We start from the raw sequence: 18621 nt of genomic DNA on the forward strand, positions 1-18621 counted from the left end.
GATGAACTTGGATAAACAGAGTACAATCATAGAGAATTCACTGAAAGCGATTATGGATGATAAAGAATTTCTTCCCGATTTGAAAGCGCAGACGAGGGAACAGGCTTACCAGTCACTCGTTTCTATTTTAACAACGCCGAACCATATACATAAGTCGTTCCTGAGGGTGACGATGGAGAATGGGACTGTAGAGAGGATACCTGCATTCCGTGTCCAGCACAACGATGTGCTCGGACCTTATAAAGGAGGTATCCGCTTCCACACGAGTGTTACGGAAGATGAGGTCTCCGATTTTTCGAAACTGATGACCCTGAAGAACGCCCTGCATGAGGTGCCTTTCGGAGGAGGCAAAGGCGGGATGGAAATCAACCCGCGCGAGTATACAGAGAAAGAGTTGAACCTAATTTGCAAGAAATATGTGCAGTATTTCGACCCCATCCTGGGTCCTGACAAGGATATCCCCGCTCCCGACATGGGGTCCGGCGAACGTGAAATGGACTGGATGATGGCCGAATATAAGACAATCCACCCGGGAGAACCGTACCGCAACAGTTTCACAGGTAAAAGTATAGCGAACGGCGGCTCACGCGGCCGGAGAGAAGCGACAGGAAAAGGCGTGTACTTTTCTTTCCGCTATCTTATGTATAACTACGCGAGAGAGAACGAAAAGTGGCTGACCCAGAACGAAAACGTATTTGCCGATACGGCAGTAAAATATGCGAAGAAAAAGATGACCATGGCCATCCAAGGGTTCGGTAATCTCGGATCTGTCGCAGCCCTCGAAGCTTATAAGTGTACGTACCTCCAGAACAAAATAGTTGCAGTAAGTGATCATAACGTCATGCTTTATAACGAAGAAGGTCTCGACATCCCATCTCTTGTGGAGTTTGCGAATGAACACGGCGGCGAACTTCCTACCGAAGACAGCCAGCTTCAGGAGTATGACATTAAAGCGAATATCCACGACAGGGATGAGCTCCTGGAACTTGATGTCGACGTGTTGCTGCTGGCAGCTCTTGAAAATCAGCTGCATAAAGGTAATATGGAAAATATCAAGGCAGAAATCATTATCGAAGGAGCGAACAAACCGATCGCGGAAGAAGCCGATAAGTATCTGAGTGACAAAGGTGTATTAATCATTCCGGATATTCTGGCTAACGCCGGCGGTGTCATTGTTTCGTACTTCGAATGGATGCAGGGAAGAGAGACCCAGTTCATGTCGGAGGAAAAAGTATATGAACGTCTCTATGATAAAATGAAACACACGATGGACACGATTCTGCCACAGTTCTTCGGAGACCCTTTCCCGCTTCGTCAAAACTGCTACATTCACGCGGTAACGAAATTATCGACGATCATGTTTAAACAGGGAAAACTATATTAATTACCGGTCCGGGACTTTCGAGTTCCGGATCTTTGATATTTTCCAGCCTTTTCCTTAGAATAGTGGGAAAAGATGGGAAGGTGCACATATGAAACGAATACATAGCGACGTTATACAGTTCAGAGGGACACATTACGATTTTGGCTACGCTCAAGGCCTGGAGCTGAAGGGATCTCTCACAGTGGAGAACAGAAAAAAGCAGTGGGAGGTACGCATCCCGCGATTTGAGGTGGATATAGAGGAAGCGAAAGAGGTGATCGGGCGGTTCGCTCCTGGAATATGGGCGGAGCTTGAAGGGCTGAAAGATGCTCTTGACTGGACGATGACACGGACACTGATGGAATTCGGCGGCTACCGGGTCCCCTACAAGAAATCGGGCTGTTCCATCCTTACCGGGGACGGATATATGATTCGTAACTATGATTATCTGCCGAAAACGTACGAGGGGAGATTCGCATTTTTCCAGCCTTCGGATACGGGATATGCTACCGCCGGTCCGACTCAGCGTATTACGGGGAGAATGGACGGAATGAACGAAAAAGGTCTGGTGCTCGGGTATAATTTTATGAACCGGAAGCGTCCCGGACCTGGTTTTATCTGCTGTATGATCGGAAGAATCATTTTGGAGACCTGTGGTAATGTGGAAGAAGCGGTGGACGTATTGAAACGAATTCCGCATCGCCATTCGTTCAGTTATACAGTGTTTGACCCGTCCAATACGCCTTACGTGGTGGAAGCATCACCGAGAGGCGTGGAAGTGAGGCAGGCACGTATGTGTACGAATCACTTCGAAAAACTGCCCAAAGAAAACAGATACCACCTTGTAGATTCGAAAAGAAGGATGGAAGTGATGGAAAACGCCGGAGCTCCGGAAGCCGAAGAAGCTTTCAGACTTCTGAACGACAGATCCAAAGGAGTCTTCTCCGAACTGTATGATCAGTGGGCGGGCACCATTCATACTTCCGGGTACCTCGTTCATGACAAAAGAATATGGTTCGCTCTCGGGGGCGATCAGTCCCCGGTAGTATTGGATTTTTCCGCCTGGCTTGAGGGGGAGAAGATTCCTCTTGCCCGTATAGAGGGAGAAGTCAATACCCATGTCCCTTTTGTACACATGGAGCGGGGCGCTCACTGGAGTAAGTAAAAAGAGCATTCAATATAAAAGGAGCCGGTATCACCGAACTGTTCGGTGATACCGGCTCCTTCGTTTATAACTTTTTATTTATACCGGCTTAACCGGTGTTTCTGAGCCCTGCAGCTACACCACTGATAGTGAGCAGAACTTCTTTTAGCAGTTCATCTCCCGGGTTCTCCGTTTCCCGTAGTTCTTTGATCAGTTCCACCTGAAGGAAATTCATAGGGTCCACGTACGGGTTACGGAGGCGCACGGACTCCTGAATTGTCGGCTGATGATCGAGCAGTTCATCGTCTTCAGTGATCTGGAGAAGGACTTCTTTCGTTCTTTCATATTCGTCTACAATCGTATTGAAAATCCGTTCTCCTACCGCTTCGTCCTTCACGAGCGATTTGTACTCTCTGGCAGTCTGAATATCCGCTTTCGTGAGGGCCATCTGCAGATTGTTTATAGTGGAGCGGAAGAAAGGCCAGTTTTCATACATTTGTCGAAGCAGTTCCATATTTCCATCGGCACGGTCCCGGTAATCAGCGAGGCCGGATCCGGCTGCGAACCACCCCGGCAGCAGCTGACGACTTTGCGTCCAGGCGAATACCCATGGAATGGCACGCAGGTTTTCGAATTTCGAACTGTCTTTACGCTTCATGGGACGAGACCCGATATTCAGTTCGCTCAGTTCGTTCAGCGGAGTAGCTTCATTGAAATAAGAAATGAAATCTTTGTCTCCGAAAACGAGTGACTGATATGTCTTTAAGGAAACGTCGGATATCTCTTCCATCGCCTCTTCCCAGCTGTCTTCCCGATGAAAACCCTGCTCTGACTCTTTTGAAACGTTAGCGGCCCCTTCCAGGAGCGTAGAAGCCCCCTGCTCGAGACTACGGTAAGCTATATCACGGAGCATGTACCGGGAAGAAAGGACTTCTCCCTGTTCGGTTATTTTCACGCCGTCTCCAAGTGTCTCTACCGGTTGGGAAAGAAGACTCCGGTGGAGGGGTCCTCCGCCTCTGCCGAGAGAGCCACCGCGTCCGTGGAAGAACTTCAGGCCGATGTTATATTCGCGGGCCATCTCGTGGATCTCGACCTGAGCCTTGTACAGTCTCCAGTTGGCTGTGAGCGTGCCGCCATCTTTGCTGCCGTCGGAATAACCGAGCATAATCTCCTGGTGGTTGCCCCGTTTTTCCAGGTGTTTCGAAAATACTTCCATTTCAAACAGGGTCTTGATGATGTCAGGTCCTGCAACAAGGTCATCTACAGTTTCGAGTAAAGGTGCGACGTCGAGGTCGCTTTCGACACTTCCGTCTGCATGAAGACGGTAAATCCCGGCTTCTTTAGCAAGTACGAGGACTTCGAGAAGATCACTGACGGACTCTGTCATACTTATCAGGTAGACTTCAATGGAGCGTTTCCCGAATTCTTTATGAGCATCACGTATCATATGGAAAACGTTCATAATTTGACGGGTCGCTTCCGAATAGTCTTCATTCAACAGAGAAAGAGGTCTCGGGTCTTTCAATACATTCTCAAGGATCCCGGTTTTATCCGCTTCACTCAGGGACGAATAATCGTCTGTGATCCCTACTTTCTGTAAAAGTTCCGAGACAGCTATTTCATGTTCGCCACTGTGATTACGGACATCGAGAGTAGCCAGATGGAAACCAAACAGACTTACTTGACGGATAAGTTTTCTCAGGCTTTTAAGCTCTCTGCTTTCAGGCTGATGGCGAAGCGCGTTTTCCTGAATCAGGGACAGGTCATTAAGCATCTCATCGGCGCTTCTGTAGCCGGTTTCTGACTGACCTATTTGACGCAGACGCTCTAGTATCACCGCGAATTTTCTGCGGTACACTTCTTTTTCCACTTTCCATACTTTGTCCTCCGGAAGCCACGTTTCTTCTCTTTCGATAGACTGCATGAGCTTCCCGGACACCTGGACGTAAGCAAGCGACTGGCTGAAACGTTTCATCAGATCGACGAGCGAGTCTTCGTATTTTTTTAAAATCAGGTTTCTGTGCTTATGCAGGGTTTCCCAGGTGACTTCCGGCGTCACGTTCGGATTCCCATCCCTGTCTCCGCCGATCCAGGAACCGAAATGAAGAAAATCAGGTACAGACCATTCTTCTTCGGGATAGTTCACCTCAAGCTGATGCTCTAGTTCCTGGTGAATATCCGGTAAGACGTCGAACAACGTATGGTCAAAGTAGTACAGGCCGTTCCTTACTTCATCCATAACGGTCGGTTTCCGCTCCCGGAGCTCTTCTGTCTGCCAGAGCACGGTGACTTCATTCTGAAGACTGTCCATGACGCCTTCTCTTTCTCTCCGGGTGAGTCTGCTTTCATCCAGCTGTTTCAAAAGGGTAGCAATCCTTTTCTGTATTTCCAGTACGGTCCGTTTCGTCGCTTCTGTAGGATGGGCCGTTATGATCAGCTCCAAAGAAAGTTTGTCCAGTGTCTCCTGAACGACGTCTTTGGAATAATTGTTTTCTTTTAAGTTCTGTACAGCACTCTCCAGTGAAAACGGCTGGACTGACATATCTTCCCTGAGCTGGTACTCTCTCCGCCGGCGTATACGGTGGTTCTGTTCGGCTATGTTCACCAGGTGAAAGTATATGGAAAAAGCACGAATCACCTGAGAACGCATAGGCGGTTTCAATTCGGTGATTTCCGACTTTAACGTCTCATAAGTCGAGGAATCGGGGGTGCTACGCAAATCTTTTGTCAACTTGCGTATTCTTTCCACTTTATCAAGTAATTCCTGACCGCCCTGATGAACGAGTACTTTACCGAGCATTTCGCCTAAGACCCGTATGTCATGGCGCAGTGGTGTAGTATGATTGTTGGATTTTGGTTGTGTATTCACTTTTTCACCTTCCTGTATGTTCTATTGGTTGATGCAGCTGCGGGTTGTAGAGAGGGGGCTGCAAAGATTCGTATTTTAATTATATTATCAGAATATTTCATACAGTCAAATGGCGGGGGGAAGAGATATGCGTCCTTATACAAACAACACCTCTCTTCAAAAGGCTCAAAGAAGAGAGGTGAAAAGGATTCAGCTTATTTGTTCCTGTACTTCTTTCATCTGCTCCAGGTGACGCATTTCGTGCCATCCGATGAATTCTACCCACTGTTCCAGATTCATAGCCCCGAAGGAAGGGTGGGGAAAAGAGTATTGCTGAAGTGTATCCCCGGATTTATTATGGGTCAGAAACATTGTAGCTTCTCTTGTCTTTTCAAGAGCGTCACGTGCTTCCTGTATAGAAGAGAAGGTTCCTGATGGCTGGACTGCTTCCGGAGCTTCCACTTTATGGGAACGGTTGGTTGTACGTTCGATAGGCTTCGGTGATGCAGATTCTTTCGTGCCATTTTTTATGACGTCATTGATCTGTTCAACGATGAAGTTCTCCATCAGATACAAATGTTCCAATACTTCCAGTATAGACCACGTATCGTCTGAAGGTTTCTTTCCGGCATCCTCTTCGGAAACCTGACTGATAAAGTCCTGAATAAGCTTTCTTTTGTCTTCCAGTCCGTACATAGTTCGTCATCCTTCCCGGAATTATAACCATTGTGATTATTATAATCGTAACTGTTACTTTATAGACAAAAACCCAGGAGGTTAAACATAATTATCAGAGATGAAAAAAATGAGCTTTACTGCTTTACTTTACTACCGGTTCGTTGTATTATGGAAAATAACTTAAAATTAATAACGAAACTTCTTATCCAGAGAGGCGGAGGGACTGGCCCTTTGAAGCCCGGCAACCATCCTGCTGATGTAAATCAGTGTGAACGGTGCCAATTCCTGTAGAATGTACATCCATTCTAAGAGATGAGAGGATCGAGCGGATATTATAACGTCGACCCCTCTTCCTGGATATTAAGGAGAGGGGATTTTGATTGTTAGCCCGTCTAAACTCTCGGAAGAAGTGTAGTTAGAGAGAAAGGATAAGATATATTATGGCAATCGCTACTTTCGGTGCAGGATGTTTCTGGGGTGTGGAAGCGTTCTTTGACAGATTGAACGGAGTGACGAATACGACAGTCGGTTATACGGGAGGATTTGTGGAGAATCCATCCTACCAACAGGTGAAAAACGGGGAAACAGGACATGCGGAGTCCATTCGTATTGAGTTTGACCCTGAAGTGCTCACTTATGAAGCTCTCGTCGAGTACTTCCTTGAAGCCCATGATCCTACTTCCGTCCATCGTCAGGGAGAAGATGTCGGACATCAGTACCGCTCCGTGATCTTTTATGTGAATGAGGAGCAGCGTCAGCAGTCCGTTGCAAAGATAAAAGAATGGAACGATCGCGGAATTTTCAAGTCTCCGATTGTAACAGAAGTGGTACCGGCTTCCACTTTTTATGAAGCAGAGGAATATCATCAGCAATATGTTAAAAAATATGGAGCGGCCTGCAGCGCCGTTTAAAACTTCAGCTTTCAGCTGGAGTTTTTTTATGCATTATTCTTTATTCGTTAACTTCACGCGGATGCTTACGCTTTCGCACCGGTTTGTTATACTATGAGTAACAGGGGGTGGGTGTATGACGCTGAACGACTGGGTCCTCGGAGCTATGTGTTTTTTTCTGATTCTCGGGGCTCTGGATTATTATATACTGAACAGTCGGCTGAAGCTCGGGGACCGGTTTTACGAGGCGTTCCGGATGATGGGGACGCTTGCTCTTGCCATGATAGGGGTCATTTCGTTCGCCCCCGTGATGGCCGAGTGGATGGCTCCGGTAGTCGTGCCGCTGTACGAATGGCTGGGGGCGGACCCCGGGATGTTCCCGTCGATGCTTCTGGCTATCGATACCGGAGCGTATCCCCTGGCCGAATCCCTTGCCGAGGACGCGGAAGCGGCTGTGTTTTCATGGTCGCTTCTTGGAACGATGATGGGTTCGACCGTAGTGTTTACTATACCGGTTGCGCTTTCGGTATTACATAAGCAGGATTATCGTTATTTTGCCAAAGGAGTTCTGATCGGATTTACGACTATCCCCGTGGGCTGTTTTACGGGCGGGTTTCTTGGAGGATATGCCTTTGACTGGATGCTTGTAAATCTTCTCCCTTCCATTGTTCTTGCAATTGTAATTTCCATCGGCCTCGGTTTATTTACAGCTGTCACTATACGTCTGTTCGCCGCATTTGGTAAGATAGTGGAAGTCCTTATTGCTGTAGGTCTCGTGTCTATTACTATTGAAACACTTCTTGGAGTGAGCGTTATCCAGGGTCTGGCCCCTCTGTCGGAAGGAGCGGTGATTGTAGCGAAAATAACAGTCACCCTGGCCGGAGCTTTTCCACTGGTCGCTTTTCTCGAAAGAGTGCTGCAGAGGCCTTTTGAAATAATCAGACCTTTGGTGAAAGTGGATAAAGTGGCGATGACGGGGCTATTGGCCTCACTGGCTCACAATATACCTATGCTGGTAACAATGAAGGATATGGAGCCGAGGGGGAAAGTGATCAATTCAGCTTTTGCTGTCAGTGGAGCTTTTGCACTCGGAGCTCATATCGCTTTTGTGGCAGGCATTGAAAAGGATATGGTAGTGCCGGTGCTTGCCGGTAAGTTGAGTGCCGGTTTTCTTGCAGTGGTTATCGCATGGGCAGTAACAACAGAAGAGGAGGGGAAGTCACATGAAAAGGTGGTCGGATACGATTGAGGTAGAGACACCTATTGAACACGCCTGGTCATATTTCGATCAGTCCCTGGAACAGACCAAAAAAATTATGCCGAATATCGAAGAACACCGGCTCATCCATTCTTCCGGAGAGACGGTCGGGAATGTGTACAGACAATCGTACGGCGTAGGGGAGACAAAGGAAGAATACGAGGTTACCATTACTGAATTCAAAGATGCAGAAAATGAAAAAAGACTGACTTATTCTTATACTCTGGCCGGGGTTTATGACATACAGGCCACTTATTTACTTGAAAAAGCGGGAGAAAAGAAGACGAAGTTCACCTATCTATCTTCAAACAGGCCGAGGAAATGGTATTTACGGATACTGATTCTTTTCTCCAACGATCAGGCTGTCGCTAACTTTGTCCGTCGCGTGAAAAGAGTGGCCGAGGAAGAATATGACGAATAGTACAGGTGTACACAAAAGTTGCCGCTCTCCCGTAGTGCTTTATGAGGGAGAGCGGCAACTTGTTTTCCTTACCTTCTTCCGGGAAGGTTAAAGTATGAAAATCCAGATCAGTGCTAACGTAATAACAAAAGTGATAACGTAGATGATGCTGAGACGACGGAAACTGGAAGTGTCACGGGAGTCCGATTTCAGGCTGGCCAATTCTTCATCACTGTCGGCCGAATGTTCCTGCTTGTTCAGGTTTTTTCCGATATAGATAGTGGCTCCAAGGGCAATAGCTGTCATAATGATAGCTACCGTATAATACAGTGGATACATAATATCTCCCCTTTCAGAAATAGGGTATATGCCAAACATACTATTATTATATAATGAACGCAATTTCTTTTACATTTTTTCTACAGGTTTCATCCCGAGCAGATGGAGTCCTTTCTTCAGTACTGTAATCACTGCCTGGACAAGTGTGAGACGCTGATCCGTCTGATCCGTCTGTAAAATTTTCGTGTTGGCGTAATACTGATTGAAATGTTTCGACAGCTTCAACAGGTAACGTGCAATGATGGAAGGGTCTTTCTGGTAAAAAGCTCTTTCTGTTTCATCGGGGAAAAGATGCAGCTGTTTTACAAGTTCCCAGGCACTCCCGTCTTTCAGGTCGGTCCTGAAGTCGAAATCGGCTTTTTCGGTAAGCGAAACGGCGCGGGCATACGTGTATTGCAGGTACGGCCCTGTATTTCCTTCGAAAGTGAGCATATCATCCAGTGAAAATTCAACGTCGTTTTGTCTCTGATGTTTCAGGTCGTGGAAAATCACCGCTCCTGTCCCTATGTCGGCATTGCCTCCGGCCCGTTCCCGGGCTTCTTCGAGTACGTCTTCAAGCAGAATGGTTCTGCCTTTCCTCGTCGACATCTTTTTTCCGTCCTGAAGCATCATGCCGAAAGAGATGTGTTTCATGGAGGATGCCCAGGGGAAGCCGGCTTTTTCGAGCACCTTCCGAATCTGCTCAAAGTGGAGTATCTGTTCATTTCCGACTACGTACAAACTTTCAGCGAAATGATAGGCCCGATAGCGATCGATCGCAGCCGTAAGATCTCTCGTAGCATAGGTGGTCGTGCCGTTACTTTTAACGATCAGGCAGGGAGGGAGATCATATTCATCCAGGCGCACTACGAGAGCCCCTTCGGATTGTTCGAGCAGTCCTTTTTCCTCAAGTATCGCTATCGTTTCTCCCATTTTATCACTATAGTAAGCTTCACCCCGTGTCAGATCGAAAGTTATATCAAGCTGTTTATAAATCTTGTCGAACTCTTCGAGAGATAATTCACGGAAACGACTCCACAGAGCTGCGGCTTCCTCTTCTCCTTCTTCAAGACGCTTGAACCAGTCGCGTCCTGCTTCTGTAAGTGACGGGTTTTGTTTTGCCTCTTCGTGAAATCTGACGTAAATATCCGAAAGCATTTTCAGAGGATTTTCTTGTAATGTATCTTTATCCCCCCATCTTTCGTAGGCAGCCAGCAGATGACCGAACTGAGTACCGTAATCGCCTATATAATTGATTTTCACTGGTTTATAACCGCAATATTCGGCGAGCAGCCCCAGAGAATTCCCGATAATTGTAGAACGCAGATGTCCCATGGAGAAGGGCTTTGCTATATTTGGGGCCGATAAATCCAGCACTACACGCTCACCATTTCCGAAACGGTGACGGCCGTAGTCGATATGGGTAGCACGGCGGAGGATGTGGTCGGTCATGAAAGACTGGTCGAGAAAAATATTAACGTAGCCGTGAAGGGCTTCCGTGTCCGCAAAAATAGGGTGATTCAGCTGAGCGCTTACATCCTCCGCTATATTTTGAGGATTTTTTCTGAAGTGTCGGGCCAGGAAAAAGCACGGGAAGGCTATATCCCCATGGCTGCTGTGCTTCGGCTGCTCAAGTTTCTGTTTCAGGTCTTCCGGAGTGAACTCCTCTCCAAGAATGTGAGCAAGCTGTAACGCGATGATTTCTTTTTCCATATTTCCATCTCCTTTCCGAATCGAGCCGGATTTTTGTGAACTGATTAAAATTTATGTGACATAAAAAAAGCCCCCACGTCGTAAAGAGACGTGGGGGCGCCGCGCGGTACCACTCTTTTAGCCTTAAGGCCACTTGATCGGATAACGGGGTCCATCCCGGCGGCAGAGCTACTTACGTTCACTCCCGCACCTCAGAAGTCCGGTTCTTCCATCGTTTTTTGCCGGGCTCCCACCATCCCCGGTTCGCTGTTGAAAAAACAGAATAGATTACTCTCTTCATCAAAGGTGATATGTTATTATTAGAAAACATAGCATAAGAAGAAAAGTAAATCAATAATCGGATTAAAAATGAAGGTGCAGGGAAAAGACAAAGTAGAGGTGAAGATTTCTATGGAAAAGTTACAGACGATTACAGAAGCCAGACAAATAATTTCCGAAGAGAAACTGTCGCTGGTGTATATTTCCCAGCCGACCTGTTCTGTCTGCCATAGCCTGAAACCGCAGGTGGAAGAGTTGCTTGAGAGCTATTCGGAAGTAAAAGCGATTCACCTGGATGCAACTGAAATTCCGGAGGTATCCGGAGAATTTCAAGTGTTTACGGTACCTGTGGTACTGGTCTATTCAGAAGGAAGAGAACTTATAAGAGAAGCACGTTTCGTACCGGTGGGAGAACTGGATTATCAGCTGAATAAATTGCAGGATGCCATGAACGCATAAGAAGAGCCGCTCTCCAAAAGAACGGCTCTTCTTTATCATTGCTACACTTTTCTCGGAATCCATCCCGGAACACTCATGATTTTTGACCACATCGGTTCGGGAATCACCAGCTCTTCCTGCGCTTCCATATCCATTTCCGTAACTATGTGGTCTTCCTGTCCTTTTTCCACTTTCACAGCCCAGTCCGGGTCGATAAGAAGCTCTCTTCCTAAAGCCAGCAGTGGTACGGTTTCGAGTGCTTTTTCCGCATCTTCTTTTGTTCTTATTTCTCCGACGCCGACAAGAGGAAGGTCAGCCCCGATCTGGTCTCTGATCTGCCGAATGACGGAACTTCCATCGCCTTCTTCCCGGATGGAAGACTGGTGGAAATCTCTCAGGGAAATATGAAGATAGTCCAGTCCTTTTTCGGTTAATTCGCTGACCAGTTTCATCGTGTCTTCAAGCGTAATGCCGGGAGTGTGCGGTTCTTCAGGAGAAAAGCGGTATCCGGTGATGAAAGGGGCCCGGGCGTATTCCCGGACGGCCTGCTTCACCGCTTCCGTAACTTCTAACGGGAATGTCATACGCTGCCACACATCTCCGCCCCATTTATCGCTCCGGCGGTTCGAGTGAGGGGAGAAGAACTGCTGAAGCAGATATGTATTCGCTCCGTGAAGTTCGACTCCGTCAAACCCGGCTTCAATTGCCCGTCTCGTAGCCTGTTTGAAATCCTCGACTGTCTGTGAAACTTCTTCTGCAGTCATCTCTCTCGGAGTTGCTGCTCCTTCACGTTCGGAGGGGACGGCACTGGCCGATACCGGTGTTTCGTCCGGCAGGAGGTGTGGCGGGCTCATTCGTCCTCCGTGATAGATTTGCAGGATGGCTTTTGCTCCTTCTTCATGGATGACTTCTGCCAGTCGTTTCAGGCCCGGAATAAGTTCGTCACGGTCTACTCCTATTTCTCCATCGAAGCCTTTACCCTGCGTATTTACGTTTGCGCAGGCCGTGATGACGGCACCGGTTCCACGTGATCTTCTTTTATAATAAGTCAGTTCTTTTTCGGATACCCGGCCGTCTTCTTCTGAGAGAAAATTTGTCATGGGGGCCAGGATCAGCCGGTTTTTCAACGTTACGCCCGAAGGCAGTGTATATGAATCGAACATTTCTGTTTCCTCCTTTGCTTTTATGAGTTTAACATTCGGAGAAAGGCAAGGTCTTTTAAATTGCTTTTATCATCCGTCATTAAACAGATATTTATTCTGCTGAAGATTGTACGTGTTATTATTCCCGTACACTTCCGGAGCAGGCCGGATGAAACGAAATATATTTGAAGGGAGCAGTGGCAAAATGGAACCATTTATACGCAGCGATCAATACCACTTCCTGAAACAGCAGCTCCGCCACATTGTTCAGACGAATGCACTTGTTAATGACAGAGAAATGGTCCGGACAGTGCAGGGGCTGGCGATGGACAAGATGAAGGATGTTTTTCACGGTCTCACCGATCTGCAGAAAAGGCTGCTCGAAGGGATGACCGAACTTGAAGACCGGACAGATATGGAAATGTTCGAAGCACGTATCCTCCCACTGGTCCATCCCTTTGAAATGCCGGAGGAAGGGGAGGTCAGAAGTCTGTTTCCGCACCTTTCCCGGGTGAAAACGCCCGTGCTCGGGACCGGCGTGGACCGGCGTGATCTGACTTACGTAAGCTGGTTCGACCCGGGACTCGACAGAAAATTCATTGTAACGTACAGAGAGGGCGTCCTGACGGGTATGGAAGGGTCCTTCACTTACAGTGGACGGAAAAACATGTGTGTTATCTGTCGCGAACATGAGTATGTCGGGCTTTTTGTTACAGATGCTACGGCATACAAAAGAAAAGGAAATTACGTCTGCAAAGACAGCATTACGTGTAACCGGAATATAACAGACCAAAAACACCTTCATAAATTCATGGACGACATAAAAAGATAGGAGACGCTGTCTTTTTATGTCGTCTTTTTGCGAAATTTTTCTTTCTTGAATTTTCCGAATTTTTTATTTATACTTTACATACCAACTGGTTAGTATGCGAGGAGGAGAAATGATGGATTTTTCATATAATGAAAAAACGAAAGAGTACCGGAAGGCCGTGCGTTCATTCATGCAGGAATATGTCTACCCGAACGAAAAAGTGTTTGCCGAACAGCTGAATGCCCAGCCTGACCGATGGAGCGGGATTCCGCCAATCATTGAAGAACTGAAGAAGAAAGCCCGATCGCTCGGACTGTGGAACCTTTTCCTCCCGGATGAAGAGATCGGGGGAGGACTCACCAACCTGGAATATGCACCTTTATGCGAAGAAATGGGAAAATCGATGTTAGCTCCGGAAATCTTCAACTGTAACGCACCGGACACAGGAAATATGGAACTGTTGTCTATGTATGGTTCCCGGGAGCAGAAAAAGAAATGGCTGGAACCTCTTCTTGCCGGGGAGACCCGTTCCTGTTTTGCGATGACCGAGCCGGATGTCGCTTCTTCGGATGCGACGAATATCTCTTCCAGCATCGAGAAGAAGGGTGACTCCTATATTATAAACGGCACGAAATGGTGGTCGACCGGAGCGATGGATCCGAGGTGTTCTTTCGCTATATTTATGGGCAAGACGGATACAGAAGCTCCGAGACACAAACAGCAGTCGATGATTATTGTGCCTATGGATGCAGAAGGGGTGTCTGTGAAGCGTCCGTTGAATGTCTTCGGCTATGATCATGCCCCGCACGGGCACGCGGAAATCGAGTTTACGAATGTAGAGGTGCCGAAAGAAAACCTGATTCTCGGCGAAGGACGCGGTTTTGAGATAGCCCAGGGAAGGCTCGGCCCGGGGAGGATCCACCATTGTATGAGACTGATCGGAGCTGCAGAAAGGGCGCTTGAAGATCTGTGCAGACGCGTCCGTCACAGGGAAGCATTTCACCGCCCACTGGCTGAACAGGGAGTGATACGCGAATGGATCGCCGACTCCAGAACGGAACTTGAACAGGCAAGGTTACTGACTCTTCATGCAGCCTGGCAGATGGACAAAGTGGGAAACAAAGAAGCGAAAGCAGCGATAGCTATGATCAAAGTCACGGCTCCTTCGATGGCGCTCAACGTTATTGACCGAGCTATCCAGGCTCACGGGGGAGCAGGCGTCAGTGACGATTTCACACTGGCCATGAATTATGCGAATGCCCGGACGCTCCGGCTCGCAGACGGACCGGATGAAGTTCACAAAAGACAGATTGCAAAAATGGAACTCTCTAAATACGAGGAGGATGGATATGCACGTACTTGATTATTTTAAGCTGGAAGGGAAGACCGTTGTCATCACGGGAGGAGGAAGAGGTCTCGGAGCACAGCTCGCCGAAGGTATGGCTGAAGCGGGAGCTGATGTTGTGTTATGTTCGAGAAAACTAGAAAATTGCGAAGAGAAAGCATCCGAACTGACAGAAAATTATGGAGTGAGGACGCTGGCACTCGAATGTGACGTAACCGACGAAGACAGTGTGAGGGGCGTCATTGAGAAAGTGAAGGACGAATTCGGAACGCTTGATGTGTTAATCAATAATAGCGGGGCTACGTGGGGAGCACCCGTTCTTGATATGCCTACGGAAGCTTTTCAGAAGGTGATGAATGTTAACGTTACCGGTACGTTTCTGATGAGCAGGGAAGCTGCCAAAGTTATGAAACAGCAGCAGTCGGGTAAAATTATAAACCTGTCCTCAGTGGCAGGATTCGGTGGGGCCGATTCGAGATTTATGGATACCATCGGCTATAATACGAGCAAGGGAGCAGTGAATACGTTCACAAAAGATCTGGCTGTGAAACTTGCGGGAGACAATATCCAGGTGAATGCAATCGCTCCCGGGTTCTTCCCTACGAAAATGTCCGAAGGCCTTCTCTCGATGAATGGGGAATACATTCTGGATCAGACCCCGATGAAGCGTTTCGGAAAAGAAGGGGAATTAAAAGGCGCAGCGCTTTTTCTGGCATCCGGCGCCTCTGACTACGTGACGGGAGATATTCTCACAGTCGACGGGGGGATGCACGCAACTTGTTAAAAAGGAGGAAGCAGGCGTGAAAGGAAAGATTACCGAAACAAGCATTTCACTTTTCGGCCAAAAAGGCTTCAAGGAAACTTCTATACAGGAAATCGTCGATCATCTCGGTCTTACGAAAGGCACATTCTACTATTATTTCAAAAACAAAGAAGAAGTTCTCGTTCAGATTCATGAACGATTCATTGATGATTTACTTGAAAAACAGGAAAAAATTTTGAAAAGCAGCCTTCGCCCGGAGGAGAAACTGCGCGAGCTTGTCAGGATGATGATCGAAAATATCCGTGCAAGTGTAAACAGTGCCATGATTTTTTTCCGGGAAATGCGGCACTTAAGCGAAGGAAAATTGTTATACGTGAGGCAGAAACGGGATTTATTTCAGCAGAATATCGAAAAGCTTGTGCAGGAAGGTATAGAAGAAGGAGCATTTCGCACTGATCTTCGGGCGGACATGATCTCCTATTTCATTCTCGGCATGGCGAACTGGAGCTATTTCTGGTATGAGCCGGAAGGAGAAGTGTCGGAAGAACATCTGGCGGATATATATACAGCTATTTTATTACAGGGTCTGGAATCGAAAGAGAAGGAGTGAGGGACATGCACGAACATGATATTAAAGTGAGATTTTCGGAAACGGATCAGCTGGGACACGTAAATAACAACAATTATTTCATATATATGGAGGAAGCAAGAATACATTTCTTCGACTATCTCGACCTGATCGGGGATGGAGAATGGAAGTTCGTTGTAGCTTCCGTAAAGTGCGACTTCGTTAAACAGCTGTACTTCGGTCAGTCGATTACGATTAAAAGTTTTGTGACGAAAATAGGGAACTCCAGTTTCCATTTGAAGCAGAACATGTATGAGAAAGAAAGTGGAGAACTTGTAGCGGAAGGGGATTCTGTAGTAGTCCAGTACGATTTCAAGGCGGAAGCAAGCGAGAAGATGTCCGAATGGATGAAGAACCAGCTTGCTTCCTGTCAGTTTGAAACTGCAGAAGGGAGATGACTGTATGGACACTCGCGAAGTAAGAAAAGGAGAGGAACTGGAGAAAGAAGTTCTTGATGAATACTTGAGAAGTACGTTCACAGACCTTCCTGAATCCCCTTTAAACATCCGGCAGTTCGGTGCGGGGCATTCCAACCTTACGTATGAACTGAAAATCGGAGACTGGGAAGCCGTACTGCGAAGACCGCCAAAAGGGCCTCTCCCTCCCAAAGCCCACGACATGGAGAGGGAGTATAAAGTCATCAAAGCGGTCCATCCTTTTTTCCCTCTTGCGCCTGAACCGATGGCTTTTAAGGAAGAAGAATTGATTGGAAAACCCTTTTTTATAATGGAAAGGAAATCGGGGATCGTTTACGATACCGAATGGCCGGAAGGAGTCACGCCATCGCCGGAACTTGCGAAGGATATTTCCCGGGAAATGGTCGACCGCCTGGTTGAACTTCACTCCATTGATTATACGGAGACTTCTCTGAAAAATATGGTTAAACCCGAAGGATTTATGGGAAGACAGGTAGAGGGGTGGATCAGGAGATATGAGAAAGCTCACACCGAAGATGTGAAAGAAGGGAACGAGCTGAAGAAGTGGCTCGTGGAAAACATACCGGAAAATGAAGAGAGTGCCATCATTCATTATGATTATAAACTCAATAACGCCATGTTTTCTCACGACAACCCGTCGAAGATGACCGGGCTGTTTGACTGGGAAATGACCACTGTCGGAGATCCTCTTGCAGATCTCGGGGCGGCCATGAGTTACTGGATGGAGGCAGGGGATTCTTCAGAGTTGAAAGAAGGACTCGGAAAACCCCCGCTTACGACAGCAGAAGGTTTCTACACAAGACAGGAATTTATGGACAGATACGCGGAGAAAAGCGGACGCGATTTAAACAACATGAATTTTTACCTGGCTTTCGCCTACTTCAAACTCGCGGGGATCGTCCAGCAAATTTATTTCAGATACAAACAGGGACAGACGGATGATCCGCGTTTCAGGCACATGAATCATTTTGTAAATAAACTTATGGATCAGGCTGCCGTGCAGGCAGGTATTACTGAAAAAAGAGAGGGATAAATTATGAAAGCTATACAATTCAAAGAATACGGAGAGGCGGACGTTTTAAACGAAGTCGACGTCGAGATGCCCGAACCGGGAGATAACGAAGTGCAGATCGAAGTGAAAGCGATCGGGGTCAACTTTGCTGATACTGCACGTCGCCGCGGCCAGTATGTTGTTCCTACCCCGCTCCCTTTCGTACCGGGGGCAGAGGTCGCCGGTGTTGTAAGTAAAAAAGGGAAAAGCGTCACAAATGTTGAAGAAGGGGACCGGATCGTTACCCTGGTAGAATCAGGCGGGTACAGCGAATACGTTACCGCAAACGCTTCTTCGGTCGTACCTGTACCGGAAGGAGTGGAAGATGAACAGGCAGTAGCTCTGTTGCTTCAAGGTCTTACCGCTTATCATCTGATCAGCACGATGGGCCGTATGGAAAAGGGGGAAACGATTCTCGTCCACGCGGCAGCCGGTGGAGTAGGAATGATTGCGGTGCAGCTGGCTAAGCATTTTCAGGCCGGGAAGGTTATCGCTACTGCCAGTTCCGAAGAGAAACTGAAGTTCGCCAAAGATTTGGGAGCAGATGCAGGAATCGACTATACGAAAGAAGACTGGCAGCAGGACGTTGTTGACGAAACCGGCGGGAAAGGCGTGGATGTCGCGCTCGAAATGGCCGGAGGTGACGTTTTCACAGAAACGCTGAAGACGATGCGTGCCTTTGGTCGCGTACTTACTTACGGTGCAGCAAGCGGCGAACCGCCTCAGTTGAACGCAGCCGGTCTCATGGGACGCAATCTTTCCGTTATAGGATTTTTCCTTCCACAAATTATGAAATATCCGGAACTGGTTCAAAAAAGTATGAAAGAACTGCTGACTCTTGTACAGCAGGGAGAGCTGAAACTTCACATCGGAGGAGTGTACAAGCTTAGTGAAGCGCCGCAGGCTCACAAAGATCTCGAAAACAGAAAGACAAAAGGAAAGCTGGTACTGAAACCTTAATAACGTGGATACGAAAGCTGTCGGGGACCTCTCCGGCAGCTTTTTTAATGGCTCTACAATATTTGTTGGGGTATCAGAAAAATTCAGCATAAAAAAAACACACAAGCTCCTTTATCTTTTACACTTGAATTGACGAGACCCAAGAAAAAGATAGGAGTTGTGTGTATATATGCATT

General features: G+C 47.4%; 19 protein-coding genes, 1 riboswitch and 1 other annotated feature. Of the genes, 14 read left to right on the plus strand and 5 right to left on the minus strand.

What is annotated here, in order from left to right:
- Nucleotides 1-7: 7 nt before the first annotated feature.
- Nucleotides 8-1384, plus strand: coding sequence for a Glu/Leu/Phe/Val family dehydrogenase (locus CKW00_RS10610; RefSeq protein ID WP_095822539.1), 1377 nt, complete (start codon nucleotides 8-10; stop codon nucleotides 1382-1384).
- An 88-nt stretch (nucleotides 1385-1472) separates the two neighbouring features.
- A complete protein-coding gene (locus CKW00_RS10615) occupies nucleotides 1473-2528 on the plus strand; it encodes a C45 family autoproteolytic acyltransferase/hydolase (RefSeq protein WP_095822540.1) in 1056 nt (351 codons plus the stop codon).
- Between the two features lie 88 nt (nucleotides 2529-2616).
- Here the strand turns inward: CKW00_RS10615 and ppc are convergent, their stop codons facing one another.
- Both ppc and CKW00_RS10625 read right to left on the minus strand, forming a co-directional pair.
- Nucleotides 2617-5376, minus strand: a complete 2760-nt coding sequence (gene ppc, locus CKW00_RS10620; RefSeq protein ID WP_095822541.1) for a phosphoenolpyruvate carboxylase — start codon at nucleotides 5374-5376, stop codon at nucleotides 2617-2619.
- 189 nt (nucleotides 5377-5565) lie between these two features.
- On the minus strand, nucleotides 5566-6051 hold the full coding sequence (locus CKW00_RS10625; protein WP_095822542.1) for a DinB family protein: 486 nt from the start codon (nucleotides 6049-6051) through the stop codon (nucleotides 5566-5568).
- A 181-nt stretch (nucleotides 6052-6232) separates the two neighbouring features.
- Nucleotides 6233-6352: riboswitch (SAM riboswitch) on the plus strand.
- Nucleotides 6353-6473: 121 nt separating this feature from the next.
- On the opposite strand from CKW00_RS10625, the gene msrA reads away from it, so the two are divergent.
- The 3 genes from msrA to CKW00_RS10640 all read left to right on the plus strand — a co-directional run bounded on the left by msrA (nucleotide 6474) and on the right by CKW00_RS10640 (nucleotide 8602).
- On the plus strand, nucleotides 6474-6944 hold the full coding sequence (gene msrA, locus CKW00_RS10630; protein WP_095822543.1) for a peptide-methionine (S)-S-oxide reductase MsrA: 471 nt from the start codon (nucleotides 6474-6476) through the stop codon (nucleotides 6942-6944).
- Nucleotides 6945-7059: 115 nt separating this feature from the next.
- A complete protein-coding gene (locus CKW00_RS10635; protein WP_095822544.1) occupies nucleotides 7060-8172 on the plus strand; it encodes an ethanolamine utilization protein EutH in 1113 nt (370 codons plus the stop codon).
- A complete protein-coding gene (locus CKW00_RS10640) occupies nucleotides 8147-8602 on the plus strand; it encodes an SRPBCC family protein (protein ID WP_095822545.1) in 456 nt (151 codons plus the stop codon). Before CKW00_RS10635 ends, CKW00_RS10640 begins: the two co-directional genes overlap by 26 nt.
- Before the next feature lie 87 nt (nucleotides 8603-8689).
- Here the strand turns inward: CKW00_RS10640 and CKW00_RS10645 are convergent, their stop codons facing one another.
- Both CKW00_RS10645 and argS read right to left on the minus strand, forming a co-directional pair.
- Nucleotides 8690-8920 carry a hypothetical protein gene (locus tag CKW00_RS10645; RefSeq protein WP_095822546.1) on the minus strand — a complete coding sequence of 77 codons (231 nt, stop codon included), beginning with the start codon at nucleotides 8918-8920 and terminating at the stop codon, nucleotides 8690-8692.
- A 69-nt stretch (nucleotides 8921-8989) separates the two neighbouring features.
- On the minus strand, nucleotides 8990-10612 hold the full coding sequence (gene argS / locus CKW00_RS10650) for an arginine--tRNA ligase (RefSeq protein ID WP_095822547.1): 1623 nt from the start codon (nucleotides 10610-10612) through the stop codon (nucleotides 8990-8992).
- A gap of 81 nt (nucleotides 10613-10693) precedes the next feature.
- Nucleotides 10694-10904 (minus strand) — a binding site (T-box leader).
- Nucleotides 10905-11002: 98 nt separating this feature from the next.
- Here argS and CKW00_RS10655 point away from each other — a divergent pair.
- Nucleotides 11003-11329, plus strand: coding sequence for a thioredoxin family protein (locus tag CKW00_RS10655; protein ID WP_233129770.1), 327 nt, complete (start codon nucleotides 11003-11005; stop codon nucleotides 11327-11329).
- Between the two features lie 41 nt (nucleotides 11330-11370).
- On the opposite strand, the gene CKW00_RS10660 is transcribed toward CKW00_RS10655, so the two are convergent.
- The gene (locus CKW00_RS10660) at nucleotides 11371-12471 is read right to left on the minus strand and encodes an NADH-dependent flavin oxidoreductase (protein WP_095822549.1); all 1101 of its coding nucleotides are present in this window, start codon (nucleotides 12469-12471) and stop codon (nucleotides 11371-11373) included.
- A gap of 184 nt (nucleotides 12472-12655) precedes the next feature.
- Here CKW00_RS10660 and CKW00_RS10665 point away from each other — a divergent pair, with 184 nt between their 5' ends.
- From CKW00_RS10665 to CKW00_RS13915, 8 genes are all read left to right on the plus strand, one after another.
- Nucleotides 12656-13282 (plus strand): FusB/FusC family EF-G-binding protein, encoded by a 627-nt coding sequence (locus CKW00_RS10665; RefSeq protein WP_158221309.1) that lies wholly within the window; start codon nucleotides 12656-12658, stop codon nucleotides 13280-13282.
- Nucleotides 13283-13394: 112 nt separating this feature from the next.
- Complete coding sequence (locus CKW00_RS10670) at nucleotides 13395-14624, plus strand: acyl-CoA dehydrogenase family protein (RefSeq protein ID WP_095822551.1); 1230 nt, start codon at nucleotides 13395-13397, stop codon at nucleotides 14622-14624.
- On the plus strand, nucleotides 14611-15390 hold the full coding sequence (locus CKW00_RS10675) for an SDR family oxidoreductase (RefSeq protein WP_095822552.1): 780 nt from the start codon (nucleotides 14611-14613) through the stop codon (nucleotides 15388-15390). The genes CKW00_RS10670 and CKW00_RS10675 overlap by 14 nt, the downstream gene beginning before the upstream one ends.
- Before the next feature lie 16 nt (nucleotides 15391-15406).
- Nucleotides 15407-15979, plus strand: coding sequence for a TetR/AcrR family transcriptional regulator (locus CKW00_RS10680; protein ID WP_095822553.1), 573 nt, complete (start codon nucleotides 15407-15409; stop codon nucleotides 15977-15979).
- A 5-nt stretch (nucleotides 15980-15984) separates the two neighbouring features.
- Complete coding sequence (locus CKW00_RS10685; protein WP_095822554.1) at nucleotides 15985-16395, plus strand: acyl-CoA thioesterase; 411 nt, start codon at nucleotides 15985-15987, stop codon at nucleotides 16393-16395.
- A gap of 4 nt (nucleotides 16396-16399) precedes the next feature.
- The gene (locus CKW00_RS10690) at nucleotides 16400-17467 is read left to right on the plus strand and encodes a phosphotransferase family protein (protein ID WP_095822555.1); all 1068 of its coding nucleotides are present in this window, start codon (nucleotides 16400-16402) and stop codon (nucleotides 17465-17467) included.
- Between the two features lie 3 nt (nucleotides 17468-17470).
- Entirely contained in the window at nucleotides 17471-18445 is a 975-nt protein-coding gene (locus tag CKW00_RS10695) for a quinone oxidoreductase family protein (RefSeq protein WP_095822556.1), read from the plus strand.
- 4 nt (nucleotides 18446-18449) lie between these two features.
- The gene (locus CKW00_RS13915) at nucleotides 18450-18578 is read left to right on the plus strand and encodes a hypothetical protein (protein ID WP_269845295.1); all 129 of its coding nucleotides are present in this window, start codon (nucleotides 18450-18452) and stop codon (nucleotides 18576-18578) included.
- The last annotated feature ends 43 nt before the right edge of the window (nucleotides 18579-18621 follow it).

The sequence above is a fragment of the Salimicrobium humidisoli genome (assembly GCF_002295105.1).
GTDB lineage: Bacteria > Bacillota > Bacilli > Bacillales > Halobacillaceae > Salimicrobium > Salimicrobium humidisoli.